Annotated in this window: 25 protein-coding genes and 3 pseudogenes; 8 read left to right on the top strand and 20 right to left on the bottom strand. The window is 73.4% G+C overall.

Annotated elements, in window-relative coordinates; all coding sequences use genetic code 11:
• Positions 1-93: 93 nt before the first annotated feature.
• Positions 94-1527, top strand: coding sequence for an ABC transporter ATP-binding protein (locus tag MicB006_RS19130; RefSeq protein WP_116507940.1), 1434 nt, complete (start codon positions 94-96; stop codon positions 1525-1527).
• Positions 1524-2324 carry an energy-coupling factor transporter transmembrane protein EcfT gene (locus tag MicB006_RS19135; protein ID WP_116507942.1) on the top strand — a complete coding sequence of 267 codons (801 nt, stop codon included), beginning with the start codon at positions 1524-1526 and terminating at the stop codon, positions 2322-2324. Before MicB006_RS19130 ends, MicB006_RS19135 begins: the two co-directional genes overlap by 4 nt.
• 265 nt (positions 2325-2589) lie before the next feature.
• On the opposite strand, the gene MicB006_RS19140 is transcribed toward MicB006_RS19135, so the two are convergent.
• On the bottom strand, positions 2590-2952 hold the full coding sequence (locus MicB006_RS19140; RefSeq protein WP_116507944.1) for a hypothetical protein: 363 nt from the start codon (positions 2950-2952) through the stop codon (positions 2590-2592).
• A gap of 354 nt (positions 2953-3306) precedes the next feature.
• On the opposite strand from MicB006_RS19140, the gene gndA reads away from it, so the two are divergent.
• Positions 3307-4749, top strand: coding sequence for an NADP-dependent phosphogluconate dehydrogenase (gene gndA / locus MicB006_RS19145; RefSeq protein WP_116511609.1), 1443 nt, complete (start codon positions 3307-3309; stop codon positions 4747-4749).
• Positions 4750-4758: 9 nt separating this feature from the next.
• Here gndA and MicB006_RS19150 read toward each other — a convergent pair whose 3' ends face one another.
• From MicB006_RS19150 to recO, 4 genes are all read right to left on the bottom strand, one after another.
• Positions 4759-4983 (bottom strand): thioredoxin reductase, encoded by a 225-nt coding sequence (locus MicB006_RS19150; protein WP_073831831.1) that lies wholly within the window; start codon positions 4981-4983, stop codon positions 4759-4761.
• A gap of 121 nt (positions 4984-5104) precedes the next feature.
• A complete protein-coding gene (locus tag MicB006_RS19155) occupies positions 5105-5290 on the bottom strand; it encodes a hypothetical protein (protein ID WP_073831832.1) in 186 nt (61 codons plus the stop codon).
• Positions 5291-5358: 68 nt separating this feature from the next.
• Entirely contained in the window at positions 5359-6135 is a 777-nt protein-coding gene (locus MicB006_RS19160) for an isoprenyl transferase (RefSeq protein WP_192900307.1), read from the bottom strand.
• Between the two features lie 32 nt (positions 6136-6167).
• Positions 6168-7040, bottom strand: coding sequence for a DNA repair protein RecO (gene recO / locus MicB006_RS19165; RefSeq protein ID WP_116507948.1), 873 nt, complete (start codon positions 7038-7040; stop codon positions 6168-6170).
• Between the two features lie 102 nt (positions 7041-7142).
• Between recO and MicB006_RS19170 the strand changes: the two genes are divergently transcribed.
• Positions 7143-7922 (top strand): DUF4097 family beta strand repeat-containing protein, encoded by a 780-nt coding sequence (locus tag MicB006_RS19170; protein WP_116511611.1) that lies wholly within the window; start codon positions 7143-7145, stop codon positions 7920-7922.
• 20 nt (positions 7923-7942) lie between these two features.
• Here MicB006_RS19170 and MicB006_RS19175 read toward each other — a convergent pair whose 3' ends face one another.
• The 10 genes and pseudogenes from MicB006_RS19175 to MicB006_RS19210 all read right to left on the bottom strand — a co-directional run bounded on the left by MicB006_RS19175 (position 7943) and on the right by MicB006_RS19210 (position 16410).
• On the bottom strand, positions 7943-9112 hold the full coding sequence (locus MicB006_RS19175; protein ID WP_116507950.1) for an acyltransferase: 1170 nt from the start codon (positions 9110-9112) through the stop codon (positions 7943-7945).
• Between the two features lie 147 nt (positions 9113-9259).
• Positions 9260-10156, bottom strand: a complete 897-nt coding sequence (gene era, locus MicB006_RS19180) for a GTPase Era (RefSeq protein WP_073831836.1) — start codon at positions 10154-10156, stop codon at positions 9260-9262.
• Complete coding sequence (locus MicB006_RS19185; protein WP_073831837.1) at positions 10153-10539, bottom strand: cytidine deaminase; 387 nt, start codon at positions 10537-10539, stop codon at positions 10153-10155. The genes era and MicB006_RS19185 overlap by 4 nt, the downstream gene beginning before the upstream one ends.
• Positions 10532-11941 carry a hemolysin family protein gene (locus tag MicB006_RS19190; protein ID WP_192900308.1) on the bottom strand — a complete coding sequence of 470 codons (1410 nt, stop codon included), beginning with the start codon at positions 11939-11941 and terminating at the stop codon, positions 10532-10534. Before MicB006_RS19190 ends, MicB006_RS19185 begins: the two co-directional genes overlap by 8 nt.
• The gene (ybeY, locus tag MicB006_RS19195) at positions 11917-12390 is read right to left on the bottom strand and encodes an rRNA maturation RNase YbeY (RefSeq protein ID WP_073831839.1); all 474 of its coding nucleotides are present in this window, start codon (positions 12388-12390) and stop codon (positions 11917-11919) included. The genes MicB006_RS19190 and ybeY overlap by 25 nt, the downstream gene beginning before the upstream one ends.
• Before the next feature lie 38 nt (positions 12391-12428).
• Positions 12429-12791, bottom strand: a pseudogene (locus tag MicB006_RS32385) (PhoH family protein); the annotation flags it as partial.
• 264 nt (positions 12792-13055) lie between these two features.
• A pseudogene (locus MicB006_RS32805) lies at positions 13056-13874 on the bottom strand (LAGLIDADG family homing endonuclease); the annotation flags it as partial.
• Positions 13863-14558, bottom strand: a pseudogene (locus tag MicB006_RS32395) (PhoH family protein); the annotation flags it as partial. The pseudogenes MicB006_RS32395 and MicB006_RS32805, both read right to left, overlap by 12 nt.
• Positions 14559-14692: 134 nt before the next feature.
• Entirely contained in the window at positions 14693-16069 is a 1377-nt protein-coding gene (locus tag MicB006_RS19205) for a serine hydrolase (protein ID WP_116507956.1), read from the bottom strand.
• Positions 16066-16410: a histidine triad nucleotide-binding protein gene (locus MicB006_RS19210; RefSeq protein ID WP_073831842.1), complete on the bottom strand. Its 345-nt coding sequence runs from the start codon at positions 16408-16410 to the stop codon at positions 16066-16068. Before MicB006_RS19210 ends, MicB006_RS19205 begins: the two co-directional genes overlap by 4 nt.
• A 93-nt stretch (positions 16411-16503) precedes the next feature.
• Here MicB006_RS19210 and MicB006_RS19215 point away from each other — a divergent pair, with 93 nt between their 5' ends.
• A complete protein-coding gene (locus MicB006_RS19215) occupies positions 16504-17265 on the top strand; it encodes an SDR family NAD(P)-dependent oxidoreductase (protein ID WP_116507958.1) in 762 nt (253 codons plus the stop codon).
• Between the two features lie 98 nt (positions 17266-17363).
• On the opposite strand, the gene MicB006_RS19220 is transcribed toward MicB006_RS19215, so the two are convergent.
• From MicB006_RS19220 to hrcA, 4 genes are all read right to left on the bottom strand, one after another.
• Complete coding sequence (locus MicB006_RS19220; RefSeq protein ID WP_116507663.1) at positions 17364-18434, bottom strand: IS110 family transposase; 1071 nt, start codon at positions 18432-18434, stop codon at positions 17364-17366.
• Positions 18435-18750: 316 nt separating this feature from the next.
• A complete protein-coding gene (locus MicB006_RS19225; protein WP_116507960.1) occupies positions 18751-19485 on the bottom strand; it encodes a 16S rRNA (uracil(1498)-N(3))-methyltransferase in 735 nt (244 codons plus the stop codon).
• A gap of 1 nt (position 19486) precedes the next feature.
• Positions 19487-20632 carry a molecular chaperone DnaJ gene (dnaJ, locus tag MicB006_RS19230; RefSeq protein ID WP_192900100.1) on the bottom strand — a complete coding sequence of 382 codons (1146 nt, stop codon included), beginning with the start codon at positions 20630-20632 and terminating at the stop codon, positions 19487-19489.
• A 73-nt stretch (positions 20633-20705) separates the two neighbouring features.
• Positions 20706-21728 carry a heat-inducible transcriptional repressor HrcA gene (hrcA, locus tag MicB006_RS19235; RefSeq protein WP_030503120.1) on the bottom strand — a complete coding sequence of 341 codons (1023 nt, stop codon included), beginning with the start codon at positions 21726-21728 and terminating at the stop codon, positions 20706-20708.
• 231 nt (positions 21729-21959) lie between these two features.
• On the opposite strand from hrcA, the gene MicB006_RS19240 reads away from it, so the two are divergent.
• Positions 21960-22616 (top strand): DUF4870 domain-containing protein, encoded by a 657-nt coding sequence (locus MicB006_RS19240; RefSeq protein ID WP_116507962.1) that lies wholly within the window; start codon positions 21960-21962, stop codon positions 22614-22616.
• Positions 22617-22655: 39 nt separating this feature from the next.
• Here MicB006_RS19240 and hemW read toward each other — a convergent pair whose 3' ends face one another.
• A complete protein-coding gene (hemW, locus tag MicB006_RS19245) occupies positions 22656-23879 on the bottom strand; it encodes a radical SAM family heme chaperone HemW (RefSeq protein ID WP_192900101.1) in 1224 nt (407 codons plus the stop codon).
• Between the two features lie 19 nt (positions 23880-23898).
• On the opposite strand from hemW, the gene MicB006_RS19250 reads away from it, so the two are divergent.
• Complete coding sequence (locus MicB006_RS19250; protein WP_073831875.1) at positions 23899-24684, top strand: enoyl-CoA hydratase-related protein; 786 nt, start codon at positions 23899-23901, stop codon at positions 24682-24684.
• A gap of 152 nt (positions 24685-24836) precedes the next feature.
• Positions 24837-25694 (top strand): hypothetical protein, encoded by an 858-nt coding sequence (locus MicB006_RS19255; protein ID WP_192900102.1) that lies wholly within the window; start codon positions 24837-24839, stop codon positions 25692-25694.
• Positions 25695-25706 lie beyond the last annotated feature (12 nt).

Consider the following 25706-nt stretch of genomic DNA (forward strand, 5'->3'; position numbering starts at 1 on the left):
CCCCGGTGATCAAGGAGTTTGCGTCCGCCGGGCACGGTTTTCCGGACGCGAACTCCTTGATCACGCAGGCTGGGCCGGGAGAGGGGGTGGGCGGTGAGCGGGGTGGTGCTGCGGGGGTTCGGGTGGCGGCACGGGGGACGGAAACGCTGGGCTCTGCGCGGGGTTGATCTGCGCGTGGAGAGCCGCGAGCGGGTGCTGCTGCTCGGGCCCTCCGGGGCCGGTAAGAGCACGCTGCTGGCCGCGCTGGCCGGCCTGCTGCCGGAGGACTCCGGCGAGCAGGAGGGCAGCGTCGAGATCGACGGGCTGGACCCGCGCAAGGCGCGGGAGCGCGTCGGCATCCTGTTCCAGGATCCGCAGACCCAGCTCGTCATGGCCCGCTCCGGTGACGACGTCGCGTTCGGGCTGGAGAACCGGGGCGTACCCGCCGGGGAGATCTGGCCCCGCGTCGACGAGGCGCTGCACCGGGTCGGCTTCCCGTACCCCCGGGACCGCCCGACCGCCGCGCTCAGCGGCGGCGAGCAGCAGCGGCTCGCCCTGGCCGGCACGCTCGCGCTGCGCCCCGGGCTGCTGCTGCTCGACGAGCCCACCGCCAACCTCGACCCGGCCGGCGCCGCCCTGATCCGCCGGGCCGTCGCGAACGCGCTCGACGCGGACACCACGATGATCCTGGTCGAGCACCGGGTCACCGAGGCGTTGCCGCTGGTCGACCGCGTGGTGGTGCTGGAACCGGGCGGCGGGGTGCGCGCCGACGGGCCGCCCGCTGCGGTCTTCGCCGCGCACGGCGACGCGCTGGCCGCCGCCGGGGTCTGGGTACCCGGCCACGTCGCGCCACCCCGGCACGCCACCACGCCGCCCGGCGACGTGCTGCTCACCGCCGAGCGGCTCGGGCTGCCACCCCGGCTGGCCCCCACCGACCTCCGGGTACGCGCCGGCGAGGCGCTCGCCGTCCTCGGCCCCAACGGGGCCGGCAAGTCCACGCTGGCGCTGCTCCTGGGCGGCCTGCTGCCACCCGGGGCGGGGACCGTCACCGCGTCGGCGGAGCTGGCGGGGCGGGACGCGCGCACTCCCCCGTACCGCTGGCGGGCCCCCGCGCTGGTGCGCCGGATCGGTTCGGTGTTCCAGGACCCGGAGCACCAGTTCGTCACCGCCACCGTCCGCGACGAGCTGGCGCTCGGGCCGCGCCGCACCGGTCAGCCCGAGACTGCGGTGACCGCCACCGTGGACGAGTTGCTGCACCGGCTGCGGCTGGACCGGCTGGCCGGCGCCAACCCGTACACCCTCTCGGGTGGCGAGGCGCGGCGGCTGAGCGTGGCGACGGCCCTGGCCACCGCGCCCCGCCTGCTGATCTGCGACGAGCCCACGTTCGGCCAGGACCGGCGCACCTGGCTGGAGCTGGTCGACCTGCTGGCCGAGCTGCGCGACGCCGGGCACGGCGTGGTCACGGTGACCCACGACGAGGACTTCGTCGTCGCGCTGGCCGACCGGACGCTCACCCTGGACCGTCCCGCCGCCGGGGCGTCCTCGTGATCAACCTCGAACCGGTCGCCGCGCCGGGCGCCCCGCTTGCACGACGCAACCCGGTGGCGAAACTGGCTGCCGCGATGGTCTTCACGCTGATCCTGGTGGCGACGCTCGATCCGGTGGCTCCGGCCGTCGCCATCGCCGTCGAACTCGCGGTGCTGCCGCTGTTCGGCGTCCGCTACCGGGTGCTGGCCCGCCGCGCCTGGCCGCTGCTCGCCGGTGCCGTCGGCATCCTGGTCACGCTGGTGCTCTTCGCCGCCGACCGTTCCGGCCCGGTACTGCTCCAGGCCGGTCCGGTGCTGGTCACCGAAGGTGTGCTCGTCACGGCGCTGGGTCTGGTGCTCCGGATGCTGGCCGTGGCGCTGCCCGGCATCGTCGTGTTCGCCACCACCGACCCGACCGACCTGGCCGACGCGCTGATCCAGAACGCGAAGGCGCCCGCCCGGTTCGCCATCGGGGCGCTGGCCGCGTTCCGGATGGTGCCGCTGCTGGAGCAGGAGTGGCGGATGATCAGCATGGCGCGGCGGGCGCGCGGCGTGGACGCCGGCCGCAACCCGGTGGCGAAGCTGCGGCTGTTCGGGTCCACCGCGTTCACGCTGCTGGTGGGCGCGATCCGGCGCGGCACCCGACTCGCCGTCGCGATGGACGCCCGGGGCTTCGACGCGGGCACGCCGCGCACGGTCGCCCGCCGTCAGCGCTTCGTCCTCGCCGACACGCTGTTGATCATCGGAGCCGCGCTGATCGCCGGCGCGGCGCTGACGCTCAGCGTGCTGCTCGGCACCTTCCGCCCCCTGATCGGCTGACCCCTCCCCGTCCCGTCCCTCGCCGCCCTCACCTCACCCCGCCTCGCTGATCATGAAGTTGACGGCACCGGTTGCCCGTTTTGTCGCCGTCAACCTCATGATCAACCGCAATTGGCGAAGATCTTGGTACGAAATGGCCCCTATGGGGGCCATTTCGTACCAAGATCTCTGCGGGTGCCGACGGTCGGGCCGCCTGGGACCCGGGCCCGGGCGGCCCCGGATGAGGCCTGCCCGGGCGAGCGGGTGGCTTGGAACGGTTTACCGGTCAGCTTCGGCGGAAGGCGTAGAACCGGGTCTGGCCGGCGCGCTGGCTCCGGCCGCCGAGCCGGGCCTGCCGCCCTGCCGGCGGGCCCGATCTGGGCGGCGTCGCGGATGCGCCGGGCAGGACCGGCGTCTCCGGGAGCGACACCGATCCCTCGACCACAGTGGGCACCCCCGCGTCGATGGCGGGCGACACCACCGGCGCGGTAGCGGCAGGCGGCGCCGCGTCCAGGGACACGGCGGGCGCCACCGGCTCCGCCGGGAGCACCATCGCGGGCGGCTCCACGGTGAGCGCGTCGAGCGCCGGCGGGGTCACCTGCGGCGAGGACTGCTTGCGGGACTTCTTCGGATTGCGCTTCGCGGGCATTCGCGGGCCTCCTGTGATGCGGGCGCGCCGACTGGGACGCGCCGAGCGAGGGCTCCGGTGCGAACCGATCACGACAGACACCGCGACCGACGGTGGCGGGGAAGGGATGCGGACGCCCGGAGCAGGACGGGTCCACGGCACTGGCGGCGGTGGACCGGGCTCGGAGGTGGGGCGTCACTTACGCATGCCGTAACGCTATCCCGCCGACCGGACGCCCCGCACCCGAATTACCGCGACCATCCCGCGGGACGTACGGCCACCCACCGGTCACACCCTGTGGACACCGTGGCCCACTTCCTCGACGACCGCGATACCGTCGCAGCACGGCAGTACGGACGAGAGGTGGCGGTACGCATGGCAGAGCAGGCGACGGCGCAGATCGGGGTCACCGGTCTGGCGGTGATGGGCCGCAACCTGGCCCGGAACCTGGCCCGCAACGGCTTCGCCGTGGCGGTGCACAACCGATCGCCGGAACGCACCCGCACCCTGGTCGCCGAGCACGGCGACGAGGGCACGTTCGTGCCGTCGGAGTCGCTCGCGGACTTCGTCGGCTCGCTGGAGCGGCCCCGCGCGGTGATCGTGATGGTGAAGGCCGGCGCCCCCACCGACGCGGTGGTCGACGAGCTGGTCCCGCTGCTGGAGGAGGGGGACATCGTCGTCGACTGCGGCAACGCGCACTTCGCCGACACCCGCCGCCGCGAGGAGGCGCTGCGCGAGCACGGGCTGCACTTCGTCGGCACCGGCGTTTCCGGCGGCGAGGAGGGCGCGCTGCTCGGCCCGAGCATCATGCCGGGCGGTTCGGCGGAGTCGTACCGCAAGCTGGGGCCGATCTTCGAAAAGATCGCCGCGCACGTGGACGGCGAGCCCTGCTGCCGGCACGTCGGGCCGGACGGCGCGGGCCACTTCGTGAAGATGGTGCACAACGGCATCGAGTACGCCGACATGCAGCTCATCGCCGAGGCGTACGACCTGTTGCGGGCCGGTCTGTCGGCGAGCCCGGCGGAGATCGCGGAGATCTTCCGGGAGTGGAACGGCGGCGAGCTGGGGTCGTTCCTCATCGAGATCACCGCCGACGTGCTCGGCCACACCGACGCGGCCACCGGTCAGGCGTTCGTGGACGTGGTGCTCGACCAGGCCGGGCAGAAGGGCACCGGCCGCTGGACCGTGCAGAGCGCGCTCGACCTGGGCATTCCGATCACCGGCATCGCCGAGGCCACGTTCGCCCGGTCGCTGTCCGGCCACGCCGACCAGCGCGAGGCCGCCCGCCGGGTGTTCGCCGACGCGGGCGACAAGTGGCAGGTGGACGACCGGGACGCGTTCGTCGAGGACGTGCGCCGCGCGCTGCTGGCCAGCAAGATCGTCGCGTACGCGCAGGGGTTCGACCACATCCGCGCGGGCAGCCGGGAGTACGACTGGAACATCGACCTGGGCGGCACGGCCACCATCTGGCGGGGCGGCTGCATCATCCGGGCCGGTTTCCTGGACCGGATCCGGGAGGCGTACGACGCGGAGCCGGACCTGGCGACGCTGCTGGTCGCGCCGTGGTTCGCCGAGCGGGTCAGCGCCGGCGTACCGGCCTGGCGACGGGTGGTGGCCGACGCGGCCCGGGCGGGCGTGCCGGCGCCGGCCTTCGGGTCGTCGCTGGCCTACTTCGACGCGCTGCGGGCACAGCGGCTGCCGGCCGCGCTGATCCAGGGGCTGCGGGACAACTTCGGCGCGCACACCTACCACCGGGTGGACCGGGACGGCTCGTTCCACACGCTCTGGGCGGGTGACCGCTCCGAAGTGGAGGCGTGAACCCCGCGCTCACCAGGCTCGCGGGGCGTGCGGGTCGGGCGCCCAGCCGGCGGCCGGCTCGCCTGCCGCCAGTTCGCCGATCTCGCCGGAACGGACCGCCGGGGTGTGCCCCAGCTCGGCGCACCACCGCTGCGCCACGTCGGCGCACAGCGCGGCGACCGCGTCCCGGCGGGTCGCCTCCACCAGGTCGGCGGCGGCCAGGGCAGCAGTCATCTCGTACCGGAGCTCGCGCATCCTCCACCCCCGTGGCGGGCGCACACCCGGCGGCGCGCCCTGCGCCGATCGTAGAGCGGAACGCCCCGCGCCCGGCCGGAAAGCCGGATGCGGGGCGCTCGGTCGGGCCGGACGTCGCAGGTCAGAAGAACCGGCGGCGCTTGGCCTTCTGCGGCCGGACCAGGTCGGCGCCCTTGGTCAGCAGACGGCTCACCCCGGACGGGCCGCGACGGGCCTCCAGGGTGTGGCTGAGCCGGCGCGCGCCGGCCGCCGCCAGCGGCACGGCGACCGCCATGACCGCCCACTGCGCGATCCGCTTCTGAATCATGTGGTTCACCTCCGCGTTAGCTGTCTACCGTTACCGGTACCCAGCGCGGCGCGTCGGTAAGCCTGCCCTCAGGCGCCCGGGGCCACCGGGTTGGGCAGGGCGCCGCCGAAGCGCCGGTCGCGCTGGGCGTACAGCTCGCAGGCGTACCAGAGGTGGCGGCGGTCGAAGTCGGGCCAGAGCGTGTCCAGGTAGACCAGCTCGGCGTACGCGGTCTGCCAGAGCAGGAAGTTGGAGATGCGCTGCTCGCCGGAGGGGCGCAGGAACAGGTCGACCTCGGGCACCTCGGGGTGGTAGAGGTACCGCGCCACCGTCTTCTCGTTCACCTTGTCCGGGTCCAGCTTGCCGGCCGCGACGTCGCGGGCGATCCCGGCGGCGGCGTCGGCGATCTCCGCCTGACCGCCGTAGTTGACGCAGAACTGCAGCGTCAACGTCGAGTTGCCGCGCGACATCTCCTCGGCGGTCTGCAGCTCGGAGATGACGCTCTTCCACAGCCGGCCCGCGCGACCCGACCAGACCACCCGGACACCCAGGTCGACGAGCTGGTCCCGGCGGCGGCGGATGACGTCGCGGTTGAAGCCCATCAGGAAGCGGACCTCGTCCGGCGAGCGCCGCCAGTTCTCGGTGGAGAACGCGTACGCCGACAGGTAGGGAATCCCCATCTCGATCGCGCCCTCGACGGCGTCGAACAGGCTGTGCTCGCCCTGCTCGTGGCCCTTGGTGCGGGGCAGGCCGCGCTCCTTGGCCCAGCGGCCGTTGCCGTCCATCACGATGGCGACGTGCCGGGGCACCGCCGCGGGCGGCAGCGCCGGCGGGCGGGCGCCGGAGGGGTGCGGGGTCGGCGGCACCGGCTCGCGGCGGGTCGCCCTCGTCGATCGGATCACTCGGTCATCTCCCTGTTCACACCGGCGACGGGCCCGGCGCCGGAGCGCGGCGGGACCACATCCGGCCCCGCGCCGCCGGGCGACGGGACCGCGCCGGACGCCGGGGTGCTCCGGTCGACCAGCGGCAGCGAGCGTAGCGCGCGTTCCAGATGCCACTGGAGGTGCGCCGCGACCAGCCCGCTGCACTCGCGGCGTACGCCGGTCTCGGCCGCGTCGGCGTACCCCCAGTCGCCGGAGGTCAGCGCGGACATCAGCTCCAGCGTGGCGGGCGCGGGGTGGGCGGCGCCGGGGGGCCGGCAGTCCGGGCAGACCGCGCCGCCGGCCGGTACGGAGAACGCGCGGTGCCGGCCCGGCTCGCCGCAGACGGCGCAGGCGGCGAGCGCCGGCGCCCAGCCGGCGAACGCCATGCCGCGCAGCAGGTACGCGTCGAGCACCAGCGTGGTGGCGTGTTCGCCGCGGGCCAGCGACTTCATCGCGCCGAGGGTGAGCTGGAACAACCGCAGCGACGGCTCGCGCTCGATCGGGGTGAGCCGCTCGGCGGTCTCGGCGATCGCGCTGGCCGCCGTGTAGCGGGGGTAGTCGCCGAGGAACCGTTTGCCGTACAGCTCGATCGCCTCGACCTGGCTGACGGTGTGCAGGGAGCTGCCCTGGTTGCCCTTGGGGTCACCGGCGAGCTGGAGGTCGACGTGCCCGAACGGCTCCAGCCGGGCGCCGAACCGGCTCATGGTGCGCCGCACCCCCCGGGCCACCGCGCGCAACCGGCCGTGCCGGCGGGTGAACAGCGTGATGATCCGGTCGGACTCGCCCAGCTTCTGCACACGCAGCACCACCGCGTCGTCGCGGTAGAGCTGTCGGCGGTACCCGGCCATCAGGCCATTCTCCCTCCGGGTGCGATCTCAGGGTCGGCTCGGGGTGGACCGTCGGGCGATCCCCGATGTGCCGGCCGCCCGGGCGGCCCTACTGTGCTGGCCATGGCTTCGCTCCGCACCGCGGTGGCCGCGACCGCTGCCGCCACGCTCATCGTTCTCTCCGGGTGTGACACCCTCTCGTTCCGCCGGCTCGACTACGACCACACCGAGCAGGCGAAGATCACCCGGATCAGCGTGACGGAAGACGGCGCCGGGGACGTCGTGGTCCGGGCCAACGGCCCGGCCGACCAGGTACGGATCAAGCGCGTCGTCCGCTACCAGGGCGACGAGCCGACCAGCCGGTACGAGATCAAGGGCGACGAACTCGTGCTGCCCACCGACTGCGGCCACCGGTGCAGCATCTCCTGGGAGGTGACCGCCCCGCCCGGCGTGACGGTGAAGGGCGGGACCGCCTCGGGCAACGTCGACCTCACCGACGTCGGGGCGGTGGAGTTCACGCTCAGCTCCGGCGACCTGACCATCCGGGGCGTCACCGGCGAGGTCCGCGCGTCCACCACGTCGGGCAACATCCGGGTGGTCGAGGCGGCCGGCCCGGTGCGGCTGCGGGCCCGCTCGGGCGACATCGAGGCCCGCCGGCTCGCCTCCGCCGTCGACGCGGAGACCACCTCCGGCAGCATCGTCGTCGAGCTGGACCAGCCGGCTCCGGCCCGGGTGCACGCCACGAGCGGAGACGTCGACCTGTCCGTACCGGCCGGCCGCTACCGGGTGCGCGCCAACGCCACGTCCGGCGACAAGGACGTCCGCGTCACCGACGACCCGGCCGCGTCGGTGCAGCTCGAAGCGTCCGCCACGAGCGGCAACGTCACGGTCAGCACTCGCTGAGCCGGGGGGCGTCCGGTCGCTCAGTCGCCGCCGGGCGCGTCCCGCCGGTTCGTCGCGCGGCCGTCGTCCCTGTCCTCGGCCGCGCGGCGCGGCGCGGGGACCCGGGCGCCGGCGCCCACCAGCCCGTCCTGGGCGCCGGCGGGAGCCGGGCTGGCCGGGGCGGCCGCCGCCCGCTCGGCCACGGTCCGCCGTGGCCTGCCGGGGAGCAGTTCCGGGGTACGCCGGGCGGCCACGTCCTCGACCCAGCCGACCATCAGCGTCACCACGCCGACCAGCGCGAAGACCAGCCCCACCCGCAGCCACAGGCCGACCGGGTCGCGCGGCGACCAGCCGACCAGGCCGACGAGCGGGGTGAGCGCCACCACGAACGGCATGTGCCAGAGGTAGATGGTCAGCGCGCGCCGGTTCACCACCGTCACCGCGCGGCCGAGCGCCGGCACGCGGTCGACCCAGGTCACCCCGACCGGCGCCCGGCCGATCGCCACCAGGATGAACGCGGCCGACCAGAGCGCGTTGCCCAGCGGGATGTCGTTGATGTCGTACCCCCGGGGGCCGGGGTGGGTGACGATCCAGGCCAGGCCGGCGGCGCCGACGGCGGCGGCCACCGGCAGCAGCACCCGGTTGCGCATCCGGCGCAGCAGCCCGTCGTGGTGGGCGAAGCCGAGCAGCCAGGCGCCGAAGTAGAGGCCGAACTCGCGCAGCACCGTCGGCGGGTTCGCCAGGATGCCGGCCTCGATGGCGACCAGGAGCACGTACGGGGCGGCGAGCGTGGGCAGCGGCGCCCGGCGGAACAGCCACAGCACGAGGGGCGAGGCGAGCACGAACCACAGGTAGTCCCGCAGGTACCAGATCGGGCTGAGCGCCAGGCCGCCCCAGTAGTTGGCCGGCGGGTCACTGATCGGGAAGAGCCAGAGCAGCACCTTCGGGCTGAACGGCAGCCCGGTGAGCAGCATGGCCGGCACGAAGACGGCGGCGACCACCCACAGCGACGGCAGCAGCCGGCGCAGCCGCCGCCCGACCGAGCCCACCCCGCTGCGGTCCAGCGACGCGGCCATCAGCGACCCGGCCAGGGCGAACATCACCGACATCGCCGGGAACACCAGCGTGAGCGTGGCGTAACCGGTGACGTGGTACGTGACGACGCGGAGGATGGCCAGGAAGCGCAGCAGGTCGAGATAGCGGTTTCGCATCAGCTCGCGGCGGGGTCCGGGGGCAGAGACAATGGTCCCTACCCTGCTCCTGGACGACGCCAAACAACCACAGACACCTATGGAAAGTGAGATGTCCCATAGGTCTGACTGATCCTGATCACCGTCGCCGGGCGGCCCGGCCGTGGCTCAGAAGCCGAGCTTGCGCAGCTGCTTCGGGTCGCGCTGCCAGTCCTTCGCCACGCGCACGTGCAGGTCGAGATAGACCCGGGTGCCGAGCAACTCCTCGATCTGCCGGCGGGCGGTGGTGCCGACGTGCTTGAGGCGGCTGCCCCGGTGGCCGATGACGATGGCCTTCTGGCTCGACCGCTCGACGTACACGTCGGCGTAGATCTTGGTGAGGTTGCCCTCCGGGATCATCTCCTCGACCACCACCGCGATGGAGTGCGGCAGCTCGTCGCGTACGCCCTCCAGCGCCGCCTCGCGGACCAGCTCCGCCACGAGCACCTGCTCCGGGTCGTCGGTGAGCATGTCGTCCGGATAGAGCTGCGGTGACTCCGGCAGATAACCGGTCATCACGTCGACGAGCGTGTCGACCTGATGCCCGGACACGGCGCTGACCGGCACCACCGCGGCGAACTCGCCCAGCTCGCTCACCGCGAGCAACTGCTCGGCCAGCCGCTTCTTGTCGACCAGGTCGGTCTTGGTGACCACCGCCAGCACGGTGGCCTTCAAGCTGGCCAGCTCGCCGGTGATGAAACGGTCGCCCCGGCCGACCGGCTCGTTCGCCGGCACGCACAGGCCGATCACGTCGACCTCGCTCCAGGTCTCCCGGACCAGGTCGTTGAGGCGCTCGCCGAGCAGCGTCCGGGGGCGGTGCAGGCCCGGGGTGTCCACGAGCACGAGCTGCGAGTCCGGCCGGTGCAGCACCGCCCGGATGATGTGCCGGGTGGTCTGCGGCTTACTCGAGGTGATCGCGATCTTGGTGCCGACGATCGCGTTCGTCAGCGTCGACTTGCCGGCGTTCGGCCGCCCCACGAAACAGGCGAAACCGGCCCGGTAGGGACGCGCCTCGGGCGTGGTCACTCGACCACCGTGCCGAGGACGGCGCCGTCCGGCGCGGCCACGTGGATCGGCGCGTCGGCGGACAGGTCACGCACCGCCGCGTGCCCCGCCCCGTCCAGCGTCGACGCCTCGGTCACCACCACAGCGGCCTCCAGCCGGCTCGCGCCGGCAGCCACCGCCGAGGCGACAGCCAACTGGAGCGCGGTGAGCGTCAACGACGGCAGCGCCACGCTCGCCGCCGCGTACGTCCGGCCGTCCTGGTCACGGACCGCGGCGCCCTCCACTGCGGCCACCCGGCCCCGCGCGCCCCGGGCCAGGACGACGAGCTTGGCGTCCTCGGCGCTCAGCTCGGCCGGATCGGCGGGGGTGGGCAGGGCGGCGGGCACGGCGGGTGACTCAGGCATCGGCTGATTGCCTCTCCTCGGAACGGTTGTTGTCGCCACGGGAATCGGGCGGGTCGTGTCGGTTCGTGCCCTCCGGCGCGTCGCCCCGGTCGACCCGGCTCACCAGAACCGTGTCGATCCGGTTGCGCCGGCCGGTGGTGCCCTCGGCCATCAGCCGCAGGCCGGCCACCTCGGCCTCGGCGCCCGGGATGGGCACCCGGCCGAGCGCCTGGGCCAGCAGGCCACCGACCGTCTCCACCTCGTCGGTGGGCAGCTCGGTGTCGAACAGCTCGCCCAGATTCTCCACCGGCAGCCGCGCGGTCACCCGCACGGCCCCGTCCGCCAGGTGCTCGACCGGCGGGCGCTCGACATCGTACTCGTCGGTGATCTCCCCGACGATCTCCTCCAGGATGTCCTCGATGGTGACCAGCCCACCGGTGCCGCCGTACTCGTCGACGACGATGACCAGGTGGTTGCGGGCCGCCTGCATCTCCGAGAGCAGGTCGTCCACCGGCTTGGACTCCGGCACGAACGTGGCCGGGCGCATCAGCTCGGCCACCGGCATCTGCCGGGCCTCCTGGTCACCCTGGACCCGCCGGATCAGGTCCTTGAGATAGAGCACACCGAGCACGTCGTCGACGTTCTCGCCGATCACCGGGATGCGGCTGAACCCGGAGCGCAGGAACAGCGCCAGCGCCTGGGCGAGCGTCTTGCGCTCCTCGATCCACACCATCTCGGTACGCGGCACCATCACCTCCCGGGCGATGGTGTCGCCGAGCGCGAAGACCGAGTGGATCATCTGGCGTTCGCCGTGCTCCACGACGCCGCGCTGCTCGGCCAGGTCGACCAGTTCGCGCAGCTCCACCTGGGTCGCGAACGGGCCCTCCCGGAAACCCTTGCCCGGGGTGACCGCGTTGCCGATCAGGATCAGCAGCGACGCCAGCGGGTTGAGCGCGCGGCCCAGCCAGCGCACCAGCGGCGCGACCGCCCGGCCGACCGCGTACGCGTGCTGGCGGCCGATCGTGCGCGGCCCGACCCCGACCACCACGAAACTCACCACCGTCATCGCGCCGGCGGTCACCAGCGCCGCCCGCCAGCCCGCGCCGAACGTGTCCACAGCCACCAGCGCGACGAGCGCGGTGGCGGTCAGCTCGGCCAACAGGCGCAGCAGGAGCAGCAGGTTCAGATGGCGGACCACGTCACCGGCGACCACCTGGAGGGCCCGCCCGCCGCGCGCTCCGTCCCGGGTCATCTCCGCGGCGCGGGCCGGGGAGACAGCGGCCAGCGCCGCCTCGGTCATCGCGATCAGGCCGGCGAGCACCACCAGCCCGGCGGCGAACACCAGGAGTTGAAGATCGGGCAGGCCGGCGGGCGCGCGGACCGCCGCCAAGGCGTCCATCACCGCGACCGGGTCGACCGCCAGCTGGCCAGCAGCCGGGCCTGGAGACCGAACATCTCCCGCTCCTCCTCGGGCTCGGCGTGGTCGTAGCCGAGCAGGTGCAGCACGCCGTGCACGGTGAGCAGGTGCAGCTCGTCGGCCGCCGAGTGCCCGGCCACGGCGGCCTGCTTGGCCGCCACCTCCGGGCAGAGCACGATGTCGCCGAGCAGGGCCGGCTCACCGCCGGCCGGGGCGCTCTCGCCCGGCCCGTGGTCGACGCTGCCCTCGTCCATGGGGAAGGCGAGCACGTCGGTCGGGCCGTCGCCGCCCATCCAGCGGTGGTTCAGCTCCGTCATGTACTCGATGTCGACGAGCAGCACGGACAGCTCGGCGAGGGGGTTGACCCCCATCTCGTCGAGGGCGTGCCGCGCGACGGCGAGCACGGCGTCGGTGTCGACCTCGACACCCGACTCGTTGGCGATCTCGATGGACAACTGTCTTCCTCTGGTGGTGTGACGGCTTCCGCCGGTGGTCAGCGGCGCCGGCCGGCCCGGCCGCCCTGGGCGGTCCGCCCGGGTACGGCGTGCACGCTCTGGGCCTGCTGGTTCTCCCGCTCGGCGTCCCAGCGGGCGTACGCGTCGACGATCTCACCCACCAGCTTGTGGCGGACCACGTCGGAGCTGGAGAGCTGGGCGAAGTGCACGTCCTCGACGTTGTTCAGGATCTCCCGGACCACCCGCAGGCCGCTGGTCGTCCCGCCGGGAAGGTCCACCTGGGTGACGTCACCGGTGACGACGATCTTGGAGCCGAAGCCGAGCCGGGTGAGGAACATCTTCATCTGCTCGGGCGTGGTGTTCTGCGCCTCGTCGAGGATGATGAACGCGTCGTTGAGGGTGTTGTGGGTCAACAGGAAGTCGTCGGTGACGTAGAGCGAGTCCTCCGCCGCGACCTGGATGCACATCGTCTCCCGCACCCCGGTCGGGACGATTGAGTCGATGAACCGCATCGGCCGGCCACCGCCGTGCTCGTCGTAGAGCCGGCGCTTACGCGAAAGGCGGAACGGCGCGACACCGGCGGGTAGCCGGATCTCCACCACGTAGGCGTCGGACCGGTACGGAACCGGCCGGCCCTTCGCCAGGCCGGGCTTGCGTCCCTCGGCCGGACGAACCCGCGCCGTGGCCACCCCTCCGAGCGACTCGACCAGGTGGACCACGTCGTCGCACAAGCGGGGGGAAGTGGTCGAGTACTGCACACGGCACGTGCGCCCGGCCTGGGTGACCGGCCCGCCGTCGGTGTCCAGCAGCCCTTGCAGGACCGCCAGCCGGACGCCGACGCTGTTGTTCTTGTAGACCTCGGGGACGAACTTCGTGGCCGAGGTGGCCCCGGCCAGCCCCAGTTCGCGGACGGCCACCGTCACCGGGTTCGCCACGATCACGCCGCCGCGGTGCCCGTTGACGTGCCGGAGGACGTAGTCGTAGTCACCCTTGCGGACCAGTTGGATGTCGACGAGCGCCTCCTCCAGCGCGGTCGCCAGCTCCGGGTCGGCGGTGCAGAAGGCCGGCGTGGCGCGGGACGAGATCGCGCCGTCGCCGAGCAGCAGCCCGAGCGCGTACGGGTCGAGCGGAACCGCCCGCGGCTCCATCTGCACCGGCGCGACGAGCGGGAGTTCGTAGCGACGGGTGTGGCCTCGCCACTCCTTGCCGATCATCTCCTGCGTCTCGATCGTGCGCCGGCGCCCACGCCGCTTGTCGTCCGGCGTGGCGACGGTCCACAGGTGCTCGCCGCAGCAGAGCGTGGACGCGCCGTCCTGCGTGGTGACCCGGTAGGTCTGCTTCGGCCCCTGGGGGTAGATGCCGATCACCGGCGTGGGCGTCCCGTCCGAGCCGATGACCAGGTCGCCGACCTGGAGCGAGCCGAACGGCCGGAAGCCCTCCGGGGTCAGCACCCGGGCGTCGTACGGCTGGGCCCGCCCGCGCATGTATGCCAGCGGCGCGACCTCGATCGTCCCGGCGGCCATCAGCTTCGGGATGGTCTCCGGGTCGAGCATGTCGTGCAGCGCGTCGTAGAGCGGGCGCAGATACGGGTCGATCTTCTCGTTCAGGGTGCCGGGCAGGAAGCCGAGCCGCTCCCCCGCCTCGACCGCCGGCCGGGTCAGGATGATCCGGTTGACCTGCTTGGCCTGGAGCGCCTGCACGGCCTTCGCCATGGCCAGGTAGGTCTTGCCGGTACCGGCCGGGCCGATGCCGAAGACGATGGTGTGCGCGTCGATCGCGTCGACGTACTTCTTCTGCCCGAGCGTCTTGGGACGGATGGTGCGGCCGCGCCGGGAGAGGATGTTGAGCGTCAGGACCTCGGCGGGCCGCTCGGCGCCGCCCTGCTCGAGCATGCCGACGGTACGCCGTACGGCGTCTGTGGTCAGGGTCTCGCCTTTCTCGATCAGTTCGAGGAGTTCACTGAAGAGACGCTCGGCGAGGGCGTTGTCGGCGGGCGCGCCGGTGATGGTGATCTCGTTGCCGCGCACGTGGACGTCGCTGTTGACCGAGCGTTCGACGAGTCGCAGGATCTCGTCGCCCGCGCCGAGCAGGTTCACCATGATCTTCTGGTCGGGGACCGTGATCCTGGTCTGCACGCGCGGCGTGCCGGGAGGTGGGGTGCCGGTCATAGGTCGGGCCGTCGGGCCCTGCGCCACCTGCTCTCCGCTTCTCGGTGCCGGGCCCTGCTGGCGCGGCGTACGGTTACCTCCCATCGTATCGGGTCGGCACCGCGCACACCGCGCCCATTTCCGGCGCCCGGCGATCAGTCACCGGCGCGGAAGTCGTACCCGTCGAAGGTCTCCTGGCGGCGGGTGAAGCGGTAGGTCGCCCAGTGCATCCGGACCACCACGCCGCGCTCGTCGCGCGTCAGCCGCAGCAGCTCCCCCACCTCGCGTCCGGAGACCGTGCGGAACACGTCCGGCCGGTCCGGCAGCGGCGCGAACACCGCGGGCGGCTTCCCGGCCGGGTCGTCCGCGCCCCGGGCCCGCAGAGTCCCGTCGTGCCAGGAGAAGACGTACTCGAAACCCTCGCCCCACCAGCGGCCCAGCATGCCGCGCAGGTGCGCCGGGGCGGGCGGGCCGGGACGCCACGGCTCGATTTCCGCCGGGTCGTGCTCGACGGCGGTGGCGAGCAGCCGGTGCGCCAGGTCGAACACCTCCACGCCGGTGCCGGACGAGCCGAGCACCGCGGCGCCCATCGCCGCGGCGGTGCCCTGCCCGCCGCGCCGCCCGTAGACGGCGGCCAGGAATCCGGGCATCGCGCCGTCGTGCCCCACGTGGGTCACCCGCTCCGGCTGCGGGACCAGGATCAGCCCGAGACCGAAGCCGGCCGCCCAGAGCGACTCGTCGGTGGTGGTCAGCGGCCAGCGCATCTCCTCGACGGTGGCTGCGGCGAGCACCGTGCCGTCCGGGTCGAGCGCCGCCGGGTCGGCCAGGAACGCGGCCCAGCGGGCCATGTCCGGCGCGGTGCTCCACAGCTGCGCGGCCGGCGCCACCGCGCCGAAGTCGGCGGGTGGCTCCGGGCGGGCCTCGTCGGAGTACGCGTCGACCAGGAACCCGGTCGCGGCGCGCTCGGTCGGGTGCGTGTAGGTGGCGGTCAGCCCGAGCGGGGCGAGGACCCGGTCGGCCAGCACCTCGGCCCAGGTGCCGCCCCGGAGCCGGGCGGCCATCTCGCCCAGGAGCGCCATGCCGAGGTTGGAGTAGTGGAAGCGCCGCCCGGTGGGCAGCACCCGCTCGACCCGGGCCAGGTCGGCCAGCAACTCCTCGACGGCCGGGGCGCGCAGGCTGTCCCACACGTCGCCGTGGGGCTCGCGTTGCAGGCCGGCGGTGTGCGACAGCAGCCGGCGTACGGTCAGCTCGCCGTGCGCGGGCAGGTCGAGGTGCCGCCCGACCGGGTCGTCCAGGTCGAGCAGGCCGTCGTCTCGGCACTGCATGACCAGCGCCGCCGTGAAGGTCTTGGTGACCGAGCCGATCCGGAACACCGTCTCCGGCCCGAGCGCGGTGTCGTTGCCGGTGGCGCCCACGGCGCAGGTCCAGAGCGGCCGGTCGGCGCGGTGCAGGGCGGCCGACACCGCCGGGATGCGCCCGGTGGCCTGCGCCTGGCGCACCATCCGGCCGAGCCGGTCCGGGACGTCGGTCATCGGCAGAGCATCGGTCCGAGCGGCGCGCCGCCGAGCAGGTGGGCGTGCACGTGGAAGACCTCCTGGCCGCCGTACGGCCCGGTGTTGAACATGAGCCGGAACCCGTCGACGGTCAGGCCCTCCTCCTCGGCCACCACGGCTGCGGTCTGGAGCACCTCACCGGCCAGCTCGGGCGCGCCCTGGGCCAGCGTGGCCACGTCCACGTAGTGCTCCTTCGGGATCACCAGCACGTGGGTGGGCGCCTTCGGGTCGATGTCCCGGAAGGCGAGGGTGGTGGCGGTCTCGCGGACGATGGTGGCCGGGATCTCCCCGGCGACGATCCGGCAGAACAGGCAGTCCATCGCAGCAGTGTAAGGAGGGGCCCCCGCTTAACGCCTCCGGCATGGGAAGGGGCCCTTCTTAACACCTTGAGCCGGTGCGGCAGGATGGCCGCCATGTCGGGACGGGCAGTGCTGGTGACGGGGGCCTCGCGGGGCATCGGGCGGGCGGTGGCGAGGGCGTTCGCCGCAGGTGGAGACCGGGTGGCGATCCACCACCGGGACTCGGCCGAGCTGGCCGAGCGGCTGCGCGCCGAACTGCCGGGCGACGGGCACGTCGTGGTCCGCGCCGACCTGGCCGACCCCGACGCCGTACGCGCCATGGTGGACGAGGCGGCCCAGCGGCTCGGCGGCCTCGACGTGCTGGTCAACAACGCGGGCGTGTTCGGGCCGGCCGATCCCCCGCACCCGGTCTTCGAGAGCAGCTACGAGCAGTGGCGGGCGCGGTGGCGGGAGGTGCTCGACACCAACCTGGTCGGCGCGGCGAACGCGGCCTGGTGCGCCGCGCAGCACATGCGCGACCGTGGGGGCCGGATCGTCAACGTCTCGTCCCGGGGCGCGTTCCGGGGCGAGCCGGCCAACCCGGCGTACGGGGCCAGCAAGGCCGGGATGAACGCGATGGCCCAGTCGCTCGCGGTGGCCCTGGCCCCGTACGGCATCGCCGTGGCGTGCGTGGCGCCCGGCTTCGTCGAGACCGACATGACCAACGAGCACCTGAAGAGCGAGCGGGGCGAGGCGGTACGCGCGCAGTCCCCGTTCCACCGGGTGGCCCGGCCGGAGGAGATCGCCGCGGCGGTGCACTGGCTGGCGAGCCCCGAGGCCGAGTGGGCGTCAGGCACCATCATCGACCTGAACGGCGCCTCCTACCTCCGCTCCTGACCCCACTCACCCCCGCGATCTTGCACTTTCGGCCCCGAAGAAGCAACGCAAAAGGGACGCAGCGCGGACCGAAACTGCAAGATCTGTGAAGGTTGCTGTCAAGTGGTGGCTTCGAGGGTGCGCCAGATTTGGCGGGCTATGTAGCGTTTGAGGCTGCGGGTGATTTCGGCTGGGGTGTGGCCTTCTGTGGTGCGGCGGTTGGTGTAGTCCTTGGTGGGCTGGTGGCATCGTTGGCGGGTTTTGGCGATGGTGTGCAGGGCGGCGTTGAGGGTGCGGTCGCCGCCTCGGTTGAGGCGGTGGCGGGTGATGCGGCCGGAGCTGGCGGGGACGGGGCTGACGCCGGCGAGTGAGGCGAAGGCGGCTTCGTTGCGGAATCGGCCGGGGTGTGACCAGGCGGTCAGCGCGATCGCGGCGGTGACGGGGCCGATGCCGGGTTGGTCGAGCAGGGTGGGGCAGAGTTTGTCGACCAGGGTGCGGATCTCGGCGAGGTTGGCTTTCAGGAGCCGGTCGAGGGTGAGGATCTGCTCGGCGAGGGCTGCCAGGTGAGTGCGGCGCAGCCGGTCGAGACCGCTGCCGCTGCCGCTGGTGGTGGTGAGGGTGGTGGCGTGCTGGACCTGCCGCAGGGTGCTCAGTCCTCGCATCTGTGTGCGTAGGTCGTCGTCGGCGGTGAGGATCACCGATTTGAACAGGTTGATGGTGGCGGTGCGGGTGTCGCTGTAGTGGCGGCGGCAGACGTGCAGCAGGCGCAGGGCTTCCCGGTCGCCGTCGGCGCGGGGTGTGGCGACGTGATCGGCGGCCAGCACGCCACGAGCGGCGTGCACGGCGTCCAGCGTGTCGGACTTGCCGCCTCGACGGCGGCGTCCGGCAGCGGGTTTAGGTGCTTCCAGGACGTACTCGTCCGCGGCGCGCAGGACGCGCAGCAGACCGACACCGTGACAACGAGCGCCGTCCAGGGCCCAGGCCCGCCGGCCCGTTCCGAGCGTGCTGCTCTGCTGCTGGGCCCAGGCCAGCAGGACAGCGGCGCCGTCGTTGGTGGCCGGCACGGTGATCTCCGCCAGCACGGTGCCGACCGCGGTGAGCACCACGGCGGTGTGCGTATCGGTATGGGTGTCCACACCGATGACCGCGTCGACACGCTCGGCCAGACGTTCTGCCAGGATAGGAAACACGGACGGTTCTCCCTTGCACGGGACGACGTTCGGACGGCGTCGGCCCGGGAGACGATCACCCAGCGGCACATCTGTGATGAGTCACGCGACACGGGCTGCACACCCCCGTCGCGGACAGGCTTCTGATCAGGCCAACAAGGTGGGCCGGGCCGACGCCGGCAACCCACGAGGACAAGTCGACGCCACGGCACACCAACTCACAGCGGCCAGATCTTGCATGAGTCACTCATAGATCACCGACGTCGAACCCTACCGATACCAACCACCCGGAACCGGCCCACCTATAGAAGCGTCGGCGCGCACGGGAAAGGGAGGCTTACCAGTGGGTCAGGCGGGTGGCCAGGACTGTGAGGGCGGCCACGCCTGCTGTGGACGTGCGCAGGACTGACGGGCCCAGGCGGACCGTGCGGGCGCCCGCCTCGGCGAACGTGGCCAGCTCGTGGTCGGCGATGCCGCCCTCCGGGCCCACCACCAGGACGATCTCCCCGGCCGTCGGCAGATCCACTGTGGTCAGGCGGTCCTGCGCGCCCTCGTGCAGCACGAACGCGGCGGCCGCGCCGGCGATCCGGCGGGCCACAGTCGCGGTGGACTCGTCCGGGGCGCCGGCCACCACCGGCAGCCACGGGCGGCGGGCCTGCTTGGCGGCCTCCCGGGCGGTGGCCACCCACTTCTGGCGGGCCCGTACGCCCCGGTCGCCGCGCCACTGCGCCACCGAACGGGACGCCGCCCAGGGCACGATCTCGTCCACCCCGACCTCGGTCATCGCCTGCACGGCGAGTTCACCCCGGTCACCCTTGGCGATGCCCTGCACCACGACCAGCCGGGGGACGGGCGCGTCCGCGTACCCCCGGCTGGTGACGCGCAGGTCGAGCGTGCCCCGGCCGACGGCGGTGACCACCGCGGCGGCGGTGCCGCCCCGGCCGTCGGCGAGCAGCAGTTCCTCACCGGCACGCAGCCGCTGCACGGTGGCCGCGTGATGGCCCTCCGGGCCGTCCAGCGTCAGCGTGTCACCGGTGGGCAGCGCATCGACCAGGAACAGCGGGGCGGACACCTCAGGCGTGCCCGTTGAACGCGTCGCGCATCCGGGAGAAGAAGCCGCCCTGCTTGCTCAGCTCGGCGACCTCCTCGCCGCGGGTCTTGGCGAAGTCGCGCAGCATCCGCTCCTGGTCGGCGTCGAGCTTTGTCGGGGTACGCACGTCGAGGTGCACGTAGAGGTCGCCCCGGCCGGTGCCGCGCAGGTGCGGTACGCCCCGGGCGCGCAGCCGCAGCGTGCTGCCGGGCTGGGTGCCGGGCTTGACGTCGACAGCTTCCTCGCTGTCGAGCGTCTTGATGGTCAGCCGCGTGCCGAGCGCGGCGGCGGTCATCGGCACGGTGACCCGGCAGTGCAGGTCGTCGCCCTTGCGGGAGTAGACGTCGTGCGGCCGCTCGTGGATCTCCACGTAGAGGTCGCCGGCGGTGCCACCACCGGGGCCGACCTCGCCCTGCTGGGCCAGGCGGATCCGCATGCCGTCCTCGACGCCGGCCGGGATCTTGACGGTCAGCGAGCGGCGGGTACGCACCCGGCCCTCACCGGCGCAGGTCGGGCAGGGGTGCGGGATGGTGGTGCCGTAGCCCTGGCAGACGGTGCACGGCCGGGCGGAGACCACCTGGCCGAGGAACGTGCGCTGCACCGACTGCACCTCGCCCCGGCCACCGCACGCCTCGCAGGTGGCCAGGTGGGTGCCGGCGGCCGTGCCGGCGCCGGAGCAGGTGGTGCAGAGCACCGCGGTGTCGACGGTGATCGGCGCCTCGACGCCGAACGCGGTCTCGTTGAGGTCCAGTTCCAGGCGCAGGATCGCGTCCGCGCCGGGCCGGGTGCGCGGCCGGGGACCCCGGCTGCCGCCCGCCGCGCCGCCGAAGAACGCGTCCATGATGTCCTGGAAGCCGACGAACGGACCGGCGCCGCCGGGCCCGCCCGGGCCGCCCATGCCACCGCCGCCGGGGGCGAGCGGGTCGCCGCCGAGGTCGACGATCTGCCGTTTCCGGTCGTCCGAGAGGACCTCGTACGCGGCGTTGATGTCCTTGAACTTCTCCTGGGCCTCCGGGTCCGGATTGACGTCCGGGTGGTACTGCCGCGCCAGCTTGCGGTAGGCGCGCTTGATCTCGTCGTCGGAGGCGTCCCGGCTCACGCCGAGAATGCCGTAGTAGTCCCTGGCCACTGCGTTAGGTGTCCTCATGTTCGTCTCGCGTCGCTCCGGTCGTCGGCCGCAACCGGCCGTCGGCCCTGACTGGTCAGTTCTGGGCCAGCAGTTCGCCCACGTAGCGTGCCACGGCCCTCACCATGGCGATATTGCCGGGGTAGTCCATCCGGGTCGGCCCGAGCACGCCGAGCCCACCGACGATCGTGCTGCCCGGTCCGTAGCCGGTGCTGACCACCGAGGCGGCCCGCAGGTTGTCGAACTCGTTCTCGTCGCCGATCAGCACGCGGGTGGTGCTCGGCTCCGTCTCGCCGATCAGTTTGAGCAGCACGACCTCTTCTTCGAGCGCCTCCAGGATCGGCCGCAGCGAGCCCTGGAAGTCGAGCAGGCCGCCCCGGGTGAGGTTGGCCTGCCCGGCCAGCGCGAGGCGCTCCTCGTGCCGTTCCACGAGCGTCTCCAGCAGCACCGTGGAGAGCGTGGTCATGGCCGGGCGCAGATGCGGCGCGGACTCGTCCACCAGCGCCTGCACCAGCGGCGGCGTCTCGGAGAGCTGGCTGCCGACGAGCTTCTCGTTCACCAGCCGGCGCAGGTCGGTCACGTCGTCGGCGGGAACCGGGGCGGGCAGCTCGACGAGCCGCTGCTCGACCCGGCCGGTGTCGGCGATCATGACGACCATCAGCCGGGTGGTGGAGATCGGCACCAGTTCCAGGTGACGCACCTTGGACCGGGCCAGGCTCGGGTACTGCACCACGGCGACCTGCCGGGTGAGCTGGGCGAGCAGCCGGACCGTGCGGTGCACCACGTCGTCGAGGTCGACCGCGCCGACCAGGAAGCGCTCGATGGCCCGCCGCTCGGCCGGGCTGAGCGGCTTGACCCGGGAGAGCCGGTCCACGAAGAGGCGGTAGCCGCGGTCGGTGGGCACCCGGCCGGCGCTGGTGTGCGGCTGCCGGATGTAGCCCTCTTCCTCCAGCACCGCCATGTCGTTGCGCACTGTCGCCGGGGAGACGCCGAGCTGGTGCCGCTCGACCAGGGCCTTGCTGCCCACCGGTTCCTGCGTGGCGACGTAGTCCTCGACGATCGCGCGCAGCACGGCGAGTTTGCGGTCGTCGAGACCCATGTCCCCACCTCCTGACACACCTCGGCCGGGCCGGCACGCGGCATCCGCCGGGCGGCTGGCACTCGACTGTAGCGAGTGCCAGTCTACGTCGGCACCCCCACCGATGCGATGATCGCCCGACGGACCTGCGGTGCGGCCCACCACACCATGGGCCAAGCCAGACCGAACAGCCGGTCACGCTGGGTCTGTGTCGCTCTGGTGCCGCTTGCCCGGTGGCCCTACCGTGACGGCATGACTGAACCTCCTCGCCCTCCCGGAGCAGGGGACTCCGGCCCCCAGCCCGACCCGTCGGCGCCCTACGGCTCCGGCGAGCCGCCCACCGCTCCACTGTCCGGCGCGCCGGGCGCGGGCGGGTATCCCCCGCCCGGTGACTATCCGCCCCCGGGCGGCTACCCGCCTCCGGGCGGGCAACCCCCGCCGGGCGACTACCCGCCCCCTGGTGGTTACCCCCCGCCGGGCGGCACGCCGGGCTACGGCGCCGGTTACCCCGCCGGTGGCGGCTATCCCGGCGGTGGCGGCTACGGCTCGGCCGGGTACGCCAACAACGACGAGAAGACCTGGGCGCTCGTCGCGCACTTCGGTGGCGCCGCCGGTGTCATCGTCGGCGGCGGCCTGCTCGGCTGGGTCGCCCCGCTGATCGCGCTGATGACCCGTGGTCAGCAGTCGCCGACCGTCCGCGCCCACTCCGTGGCGGCGCTGAACTTCCAGATCACCTGGGCCATCGCCGGCGTGCTGGCCTGGGTGCTCACGTTCGTCACCTGCGGGATCCTGTTCTTCATCCCGATGCTGGTCTGGCTGGTGCCGCTGATCTTCGGGATCATCGGCGGGATCAAGGCCAACGAGGGCGTGCTCTACCGCTACCCGATGAGCTACAGCTTCAGCAAGTGACATCGCCGGTCGGCCGAGGGGGCGGCCGACCGGCCCCGGTCACGGCAGCAGGTCGCGTACCACCGCGTCGGCCAGCAGCCGTCCGCGCAGCGTCAGCACCACGAGCCCCCGCGCGTACGCCCCGGCGTCGAGCAGCCCGGCTTCCCGGGCCCGCTCGGCGCCCGCCCGACCGGGCTCGTCCAGCACGTCCAGTGGCAGGCCGGAGGCGAGCCGCACCCGCAGCATCACGTCCTCCATGTGCTGTTCGTCCGGGCTGAGCACTTCCCGGGCCAGCGCCGGCGAGGCGCCCTCGGCCAGCCGCGCCGCGTACGCGCTCGGGTGCTTGACGTTCCACCAGCGCACGCCACCGACGTGGCTGTGCGCCCCCGGGCCCAGGCCCCACCAGTCGGCGCCGGTCCAGTAGAGCAGGTTGTGCCGGCACCGGGCCGCCGCCGAGCGGGCCCAGTTCGACACCTCGTACCAGGAGAAGCCGGCCGCGCCGAGCGCCGCCTCCGCGGCCAGGTAGCGGTCCGCCGCCACGTCGTCGGAGGGGTACGGCAGCTCGCCCCGGCGCATCCGCGCGGCCAGCCGGGTGCCGTCCTCCACGATCAGGGCGTACGCGCTGACGTGGTCCACCCCGGCGTCGACCACCTGGGCCAGCGAGGCGGCGAAGTCCTCGGCCGTCTCCCCCGGCGTGCCGTAGATCAGGTCCAGGTTCACGTGCTCGAACCCGGCGTCGCGCGCCTCCAGCGCGGCGGCGGTGGCCCGGCCCGCGCTGTGCCGCCGGTCGAGCACCGCGAGCACCCCGGGCGCGGCGGACTGCATGCCCAGCGAGATCCGGGTGTAGCCGGCGGCCCGCAGCGTCTTGAGCGACTCCGGGGTCACCGACTCGGGGTTGGCCTCGGTGGTCACCTCGGCGTCGGCGGCCAGCCCCCAGACGCGGTCGATGCCGTCCAGGATGCGGGCCAGGTCGTCGGCGGGCAGCAGGGTCGGCGTGCCGCCGCCGACGAAGACGGTGTCGACCCGCTGCGGCGGCGAGTCGCCCAGCACCCGGGCGGCCAGCGCCAGCTCGGCCAGCACGGAGTCGGCGTACGTCTCCCGGCTCGCCCCGCCGCCCAGCTCGGCGGCGGTGTACGTGTTGAAGTCGCAGTAACCGCACCGGGAGGCACAGAACGGCACGTGCACGTACACGCCGAAGCCGCGCGCGCCGACGGTGCGACGGGCGGTGGCGGGCAGCGATCCGTCGCGCGGGACGGGTTCGCCTTCTGGAAGGACGCCGGGCATGGCCACTAGTGTGCCCGGCATGACCTCTCCGGACGCTCTCGTGCGAGTCGCCACGGCCCGTGGGGTGACCACCCTCACCCTGGACAGCCCGCACAACCGCAACGCGCTCTCCACGCCCCTGATGACCCAGCTGCTTGCCGGGCTGGCCGACGCGGTCGCCGACGACGCGGTACGCGCGATCGTGCTCGACCACACCGGCCCGGTCTTCTGCTCCGGCGCCGACCTGAAGGAGACCGCCGCGGCGTACGCCAGCGGGACGGTGCCCGCCGGGATGCTCGGCGACGTGCTGGTGGCGGTGCGGGAGTGCCCGAAGCCGGTGGTCGCGAAGGTGGCCGGGCCGGCCCGGGCCGGCGGGCTGGGCCTGATCGCCGCCGCCGACCTGGCGATCTGCGCGCAGGAGGCGACGTTCGCGTTCACCGAGGTCCGGATCGGGGTGATCCCGGCGGTGATCTCGGCGACCGTGCTGCCCCGGCTGGACCAGCGGGCCGCCGCCGAGCTGTACCTGACCGGCGACACGTTCGACGGCCGCCGCGCCGCCGAGGTCGGCCTGGTCACCGCCGCGGTGCCGGCCGACGAGCTGGACGCCGCAGTCGAGCGCTACTGCGCCTCGCTCGTCAAGGGCGCGCCGGGGGCGCTGGCCGGGGCGAAGGAGCTGCTGCGCCGGCCCGCCGCCACGGACCTGCGGGCCGAGATCGCCGAGTTGGCGGCGCTGTCCACGGGGTACTTCCTCTCCGACGAAGGACGTGAGGGCGTCATGGCGTTCCGGGAGAAGCGGCCCGCCGCCTGGGTGCCCGCCGGGGACTGAGGTGCGCGGCGGGGCCCGGCTCGACGCCTTCGGTGGCGGCGGGCCCCGCCCGGCGGCAGGGCGTGGCTGGTCACGTGGCGACGGGACGGCCACTCGGACGAGAGGCGCGGGCGCGGGGCCGACGTACGCTTGGCGGACTGTCGGGACAGGGGGTGCGGGTGCGGACGCGAGCGGCGATCGTGGCATCTGGTGTTGCGGTGTGCGTACTGGCCCTGCTCGCGGTCTATGTCGTGACCAAGCAGTTCGGGGAGCACCTGCGGCTCCCCCTGGCCAGCCGGACCTGCACGGTGCAGGCCGACGGCGAGGTGGTGCTCGGCGCCGACCAGATGGCGAACGCGGCGACCATCGCGGCCATCGGGATGCAGCGCCGGATGCCCGAGCGGGCGGTGGTGGTGGCGCTGGCGACCGCGTACCAGGAGTCGCACCTGCGCAACATCGCGCACGGCGACCGCGACTCGCTCGGCCTGTTCCAGCAGCGCCCGAGTCAGGGCTGGGGCACCCCGGAGCAGGTCCAGGACCCGCGCTACGCGGCGAACAAGTTCTACGCCGCGCTGAAGAAGGTGAAGGGCTGGGAGCGGATGCGGGTCACCGACGCCGCCCAGCGGGTGCAGCGGTCGGCCTTCCCCGAGGCGTACGAGAAGTGGGCCGACGAGTCGGAGGTCCTGACCCGCGCGTTGCTCGGCCACGCGACCGGCGCGGTGGCCTGCACGGTGAGCTCGCCGCCGACGATGCGCGGGCCGGCTGCCGCCAGCGCCGTGCTGGAGAGCCTGTCGCTGGACTGGGGGCTGCCCCGGCTGGCCACGGCGACCGACCTGACCGCGCTCACGGTGCCGGCGGGCGACGACCGCAACGGCTGGCGGTACGCGCACTGGCTGGTCTCGCACGCCGACGACCACGGCGTGAAGCGGGTCCGCTTCGGGAGCCTGGAGTGGACGGCCGAGCAGGGCTCCTGGGCCCGGGTGAAGGGCGATCCGGCCACCGACGTGCGCGCCGAGGTGTTCGCGGCCTGACCGGCCGCCCTC

This window comes from Micromonospora sp. B006 (genome assembly GCF_003408515.1).
GTDB classification, from domain to species: Bacteria; Actinomycetota; Actinomycetes; order Mycobacteriales; family Micromonosporaceae; genus Micromonospora; species Micromonospora echinospora_A.